Genomic DNA, 5,454 nt, shown 5'->3' with positions numbered 1-5,454 from the left:
GCGGCCTGAGCGGCCTGCGCGGTCAGAAGGTTCAGCCCGCGAGGATCTCGCGAAGCTTCTTGCGGCTCACCTTGCCGACGCCGGTCTCGGGGAACTCGTCGATGATCTTGACGACGTCGGGGAGCTTCCACTCGGCGAGGCCGTTCTCGCGGACAAAGCGTCGGATACCAGCGAGATTCGGCGGATTGTCGGCGTCGTCGGGGATCAGATAGGCGCAGGTGCGCTCACCGAGATAGGGGTCGGCTACCGCCACCACGATGGCGTCGCGCACCGCAGGGTGTGTCAGCAACTGTTCTTCGAGTTGCTCGGCAGACACCTTCTCGCCACCGCGATTGACACGATCGCCGCCACGACCCCGCACCACGACGTTGCCGTCCGCCGTCAGCTCGACGACGTCGCCCGTGCGGTACCAGCCGTCGGACGCGAATGACGACGCACTCGCGTTCTGCCAATACGAACGAATCGTGTACGGCCCCTGCGTCTCCAGAAAGCCCGGCCCGGAACCGACGTCGACGCCGTCCTCGTCGACGAGTCTGATCTGGTCGTCGGCCGACATCGGACGGCCCTGCGTCGTGGTGATCACGTCGATCGGGTCGTCGAGTCGCGTGTAGCAGACCAGGCCCTCAGCCATGCCGAACACCTGCTGCAAGCGCACGCCGAGTGCCGGGCCGATGCGGCGTGCGAGTTCGTCCGGGCAGCGCGCACCTCCTACCTGGATGACGTCGAGAGACGAGAGGTCGAAAGATGTTCCGGCCTCGGCGGTTTCGGTCCACAGCCGCGCAAGGGGCGGCACGAGGCCGGTCATCGTCACGCCCTCGCGCGCCACCATCTCCCATGCGACGGACGGCGCGGGCGACGCGGTGAGGGCGATCGTCCCGCCGGCACACATCGCGCCGAGAATGCCTGGCGAACTCATCGGGAAGTTGTGTGCGACGGGCAGCGTCGCGAGATAGACCGTGTCGGCGGTGACTCCGCAGAGTTCGTTACTGCGACGCACGCTGTAGAGGTAGTCGTCATGTGTGCGCGGAATGAGCTTGGGGATGCCCGTACTTCCACCCGAGAGCTGTAGGAAGGCGAGCTCGGCGGGGTTCGCGCGGTCGTGCTCGATTGGTTCCGTAGACAAGGCGTCGAGGTCGTCGGCGTCGATCCACCGGGTGATCGAATCAACCTGTGCCGCAATGGTGTCGGCGAGTCCGCGATAGTCGAACCCCGAGTCCTCGCGTGGCGAGATGATTGTGGTGGCGCCGGCAGCGCGCGCGATACCCACGAGTTCGCCCGCTCGATGAGCGGGAAGGGTGAAAACCGGAATCGCACGGAGTCGGAACAGCGCAAAAACGGCTTCGACGTAGCAGACCCGGTTCGGGATCTGGACCAACACTCGGTCATCGGGTGCGATACCGAGTTCGACCATGCCCGCCGCGACCCGGCCGACGCGATCGTCCAGCTCCGCGTAACTGAGCCTTCGGTGGATGTCGACGACAGCGGTATGGTCGGCGGACGCCGGGTCGGCGGCACGAGAGCGCAGGACGTCGTCGAACGTCTCCCCCACCCACAGTCCGTCGGCTCGATATTTCGCTTCCAGTTCCGGGGGCCATGGAGACACGAGCATAAAGGTGAGGCTACCCTAATGGCGTGGCTATCCCGACGATCACCCCGTACCAGATTCCCGACGGACCGTTCCCGCAGCGCGTCGACTGGAAGTTGGAACCCTCGCGCGCCGCACTGCTGATCCACGACATGCAGAACTACTTCATCGACGCCTACGCCACGCAGGCCGAACCGATGGCTACCGCGCTCCCGAACATGGTCGCCATCCGCGCGGCCGCCACCGCCGCGGGCATACCGGTCGTCTACACGGCCCAGCCCGGCGACCAGCATCCCTCACGTCGAGGAATCCTCGCCGATTTCTGGGGCCGTGGACTAGATTCCGGCCGCGACGAGAACATCATCCCCGCACTGGCGCCGCGCAGCGGCGACATCACCGTCACCAAGTGGCGGTACTCCGGATTCCAGCGCACCGATCTGAGACACCTGCTGGCACGCCACGGGCGTGATCAGCTCATCGTGATCGGCGTGTATGCCCACATGGGCTGCATGATCAGCGCCACGGAGGCGTTCATGATGGACGTCGAACCGTTCTTCGTTGCCGACGCCGTCGCCGACTTCACCCGTGACGAACACACGATGGCGTGCGAGTACGTCGGCAAGCGTGCGGGCCGGGTCCTCACCACCGACGACGTTGTCGAGGCGCTGCGGAAAGGCGCAACGTCAGAATCGGACACCCCCGCGCGCGGGGCGCGCAGCCATGCCTGATCCTGACCTGCCTGATCCTGACCTGCCTGAGCCCGCCTTCCCTGAACCCGTCCTACCTGAACCCGGCTCGCTCGCGGGAACGCGTGCGGTGGTCACCGGTGCCGCGGGGGGTATCGGGGCAGCCGTCGCCGCGTTGCTACGCGCGCATGGGGCATCGGTTGACGCGTGGGATCTGATGCACGACACCGGTATTCGTAGTGTCGACGTCACCGATCGGCAGGCGGTCGGCGATGCATGGAAGGCGGCGACGCAGGCGGGCCCCGTCGACATCGTCGTCTCGGCCGCGGGCGTGATGGCCGACGACTGGGATACCTGCATGGCCGTGAACGCGGGCGGGGTGCGCAATCTGCTCGACGTCTCACTCGACGACCTCACCGCGCGACGAAGCGGATCCGTCGTGGTCGTCTCGAGCAACGCCGGAGCCACACCGCGATCGGGACTGGCGGCATACGCCGCATCGAAAGCCGCCGCGACGTCGTACGCACGCAGCCTCGGACTCCGGGTCGCGCCATACGGTGTCCGCGTCAACATCGTCTCCCCCGGTTCCACCGACACGCCGATGCTGCGGGGCATGTGGACCGACGACGCTGATCGAGACCGGGTACTGGCCGGAGATCCGGACGCGTATCGACTCGGAATACCGTTGGGACGCATAGCAAGTCCCGAAGATGTCGCCTCGACAGTGGTGTTCCTCGCGTCGAGCGCCGCACGCCACATCACCATGCACGACCTTCGTGTCGACGGAGGTGCGACGTTGGACATGTGATGTGCGATGTACCGTCCGAAACTGACATAACCGACACCGACGATTGGATTGAAGTGAAGAAAACGCGCGCGACGCGGGCACTCGCGGTTCTGCTGACAGCAGGACTCATCGGTTTCCTGGCCGCTTGCTCGTCCTCGGAAGACGACGCATCGTCGTCGTCCTCGGAATCGTTCGCCCCCGTGACGATCGACCACGAGTACGGCAGCACCAAGATCGACAAGAAGCCGACCAAGGTCGTCAGCTTGCTCACCGACTGGACCGACACCCTTGCGGCGCTGAATATCCCGATCACCGCTGAGTTCGTTCCGCAGGGCACCCCGAGCTTCGAGTGGACTCCGAAGCACGACTCCGAGGTGGTGCAGGTCGCAGACATCTCGCAGGTCAGCGTCGGCGAGATTGCCAAGTACCAGCCGGATCTGATCCTGGCGGGCTACGTCGGCGACAAGAGTCGCTACGACAAGCTGTCCGAGATCGCACCGACCATTCCCGTCCTGACCAAGGGTGCGACGGTCGACACCTGGGAGAAGATCACCACCACCACCGGGCAGATCTTCGGCAAGCAGCAGCAGGCATCCGAACTCGTCGACTCGACGAACAAGAAGATCGCTGACTTCAAGGCAAAGTACCCTGCGGCCGTTGGCAAGACGTTCACCTTCGCACAGGTTGGCCCGACCGGTCAGGTCGGCGCTATCAACACCACCGACGACGCCGCCGCAGGGCTGATCGCCCAGCTCGGATTCACCCTGAACCCGAAGGTCGCCGCCGAGCACAAGGAGGGTTCGACGCGCTCACTGATCTCTGCCGAGCGAATCGACCTGCTCGACTCGGATCTACTCGTGGTCTACACGCCGGGCGGCGACCCTGCTGTCGCAGAACGCGTTCCGGGTTGGTCGTCGCTCCCCGCGGTCAAGAAGGGCACCGTGGTGTTCCTCGACGACAAGACGCAGCCCGCCTTCAGCGTGCCCAGCGCACCGTCGGTCGGATTCGTGATCAACACTCTCGACCCCGTGGCTGCCAAGTTCTGAGTCAGCCAAGTTCTCACGGCGCCAGTTCCAGGGAGAACACCCCATAACGACTGCGTCCCGCTCACCGAGCAATCGGTGAGCGGGACGCAGTTCTTGTGGTATCAGGCCGTCGGCCAGCGTTGCTTTTCAGACCAGGCCAGCGCGTTGGTCTCGGCGTAGACGCCGACGCCGTGGCCCGCCTGGTAGGTGCGAAGATCGACATCGACGCCGTTGGCCTTCGCGCGATCGACCCACTGCGTCGTCAGTGGCGCGAACGCCACCGGATCGAGTGCGCCCTGCTGGAGCAGAATCGGTGCGGGGTAACCCTTTTCGGGCACGTAGGTCACCGAACGCAAAGCCGGGATCAGCGGCCCCTCGTTGAATGGCTTCGCAACGAGTTGCCCGACGGTCATGCCCTTTGTCGCGCGACCCTGATTCGGGTAGCACAGCGTCTGGGCATCCTTCACAACCTTGCGCCCCCGCGGGGTCAGGTACGAATCGACGTCCACATCGGGACGCGCGACCTTGAGTCCTGCGAGCACATACGAGAAGTAGGTGACGTAGTCAGGCACCTCGACCGGGGGAACGCCCGGTCGGATCGCCGAGAAGTAGTCGGCGATGTCGACGGGCGGTGAGGTCGCGGCGACACCGACATTGGTCAGCTCGGGCGCGTACGACGGCGTGAGGTGACCGGCCCACAGCGCAGCGTGTCCACCCTGCGAACCGCCCGTGGACACAAAGCCCTTCGACGTCTGCGCGCCGGCGAACTGTGGGGTCACCACACGCGCCGCGCGAACGGAATCGAGGATGTTCTTCCCGGCGACGTCGCCGTCGAGGTAGGCGTGCACGCCGGGGCCGCCGATACCTGCGTACTCGGTCGCCGCGATGACGTAGCCCTTCTTGAGCCACGGACCAAGCCAGGAGTCGTAGCGCCCCTGATGCCCCATGCGATCGGTGACGGTGCAGTCGTCGCCGAGCCCCGCGGTGCCATGACCGTAAGCCAGTACGCGATAGCCATCCTTCGGTGCGGCGACGGCGGGAATCATGATCGTGGCACGCACGGGCACGAGCGTGCCGTCACTCTGCGGCGAAAGGTAGGTAACGGCAACGACTTTGCCCGCTCCCGCCACTTTCGCGTCGGGCCTGTCCGTGATGTCTTCAGCGCTGAGTACGGTGCCTGCCTTGGCGGGCGCTGCCGCGGCGGGAGTCGCGGTGAGTGTGGGCACCAACCCGATCACCACCGCCAGGAGTATCGATACCACCGACCCAAGCATCACGGCGAAACGACGCCGCGGGATCCTGGCCAGAGAACGCATGAGACCGCCTTCCTTACAGACACGGCGCCCGACATTAGGCGACCCTAAGCAACCT

General features: G+C 65.5%; 5 protein-coding genes. 3 read left to right on the top strand and 2 right to left on the bottom strand.

Annotated features, from left to right (window positions below; all coding sequences use genetic code 11):
- Window positions 1–31 precede the first annotated feature (31 nt).
- The gene (locus A5785_RS02755; protein WP_064864440.1) at window positions 32–1,609 is read right to left on the bottom strand and encodes a (2,3-dihydroxybenzoyl)adenylate synthase; all 1,578 of its coding nucleotides are present in this window, start codon (window positions 1,607–1,609) and stop codon (window positions 32–34) included.
- Window positions 1,610–1,632: 23 nt separating this feature from the next.
- On the opposite strand from A5785_RS02755, the gene A5785_RS02750 reads away from it, so the two are divergent.
- Genes A5785_RS02750 through A5785_RS02740 form a run of 3 tightly spaced genes read left to right on the top strand, consistent with a single transcriptional unit; the run spans window position 1,633 to window position 4,104 of the window.
- Complete coding sequence (locus A5785_RS02750; protein WP_005202863.1) at window positions 1,633–2,313, top strand: isochorismatase family protein; 681 nt, start codon at window positions 1,633–1,635, stop codon at window positions 2,311–2,313.
- Window positions 2,306–3,079, top strand: a complete 774-nt coding sequence (locus A5785_RS02745) for a 2,3-dihydro-2,3-dihydroxybenzoate dehydrogenase (protein WP_005202862.1) — start codon at window positions 2,306–2,308, stop codon at window positions 3,077–3,079. Before A5785_RS02750 ends, A5785_RS02745 begins: the two co-directional genes overlap by 8 nt.
- Before the next feature lie 53 nt (window positions 3,080–3,132).
- Window positions 3,133–4,104, top strand: a complete 972-nt coding sequence (locus A5785_RS02740) for an iron-siderophore ABC transporter substrate-binding protein (RefSeq protein ID WP_039854583.1) — start codon at window positions 3,133–3,135, stop codon at window positions 4,102–4,104.
- Window positions 4,105–4,205: 101 nt separating this feature from the next.
- Here the strand turns inward: A5785_RS02740 and A5785_RS02735 are convergent, their stop codons facing one another.
- On the bottom strand, window positions 4,206–5,399 hold the full coding sequence (locus A5785_RS02735) for a lipase family protein (RefSeq protein WP_005202856.1): 1,194 nt from the start codon (window positions 5,397–5,399) through the stop codon (window positions 4,206–4,208).
- Window positions 5,400–5,454 lie beyond the last annotated feature (55 nt).

Source organism: Gordonia sp. 852002-50395_SCH5434458, from assembly GCF_001665905.1.
Classification (GTDB): domain Bacteria; phylum Actinomycetota; class Actinomycetes; order Mycobacteriales; family Mycobacteriaceae; genus Gordonia; species Gordonia jacobaea.
This window is presented reverse-complemented; position numbering and strand designations above follow the sequence as displayed.

Excerpts from the sequence above, each read along its gene's own strand:
- A5785_RS02735 (WP_005202856.1), bottom strand. The coding sequence starts at position 5,399 with ATGCGTTCTCTGGCCAGGATCCCGCGGCGTCGTTTCGCCGTGATGCTT.
- A5785_RS02755 (WP_064864440.1), bottom strand. The coding sequence starts at position 1,609 with ATGCTCGTGTCTCCATGGCCCCCGGAACTGGAAGCGAAATATCGAGCC.
- A5785_RS02745 (WP_005202862.1), top strand. The coding sequence starts at position 2,306 with ATGCCTGATCCTGACCTGCCTGATCCTGACCTGCCTGAGCCCGCCTTC.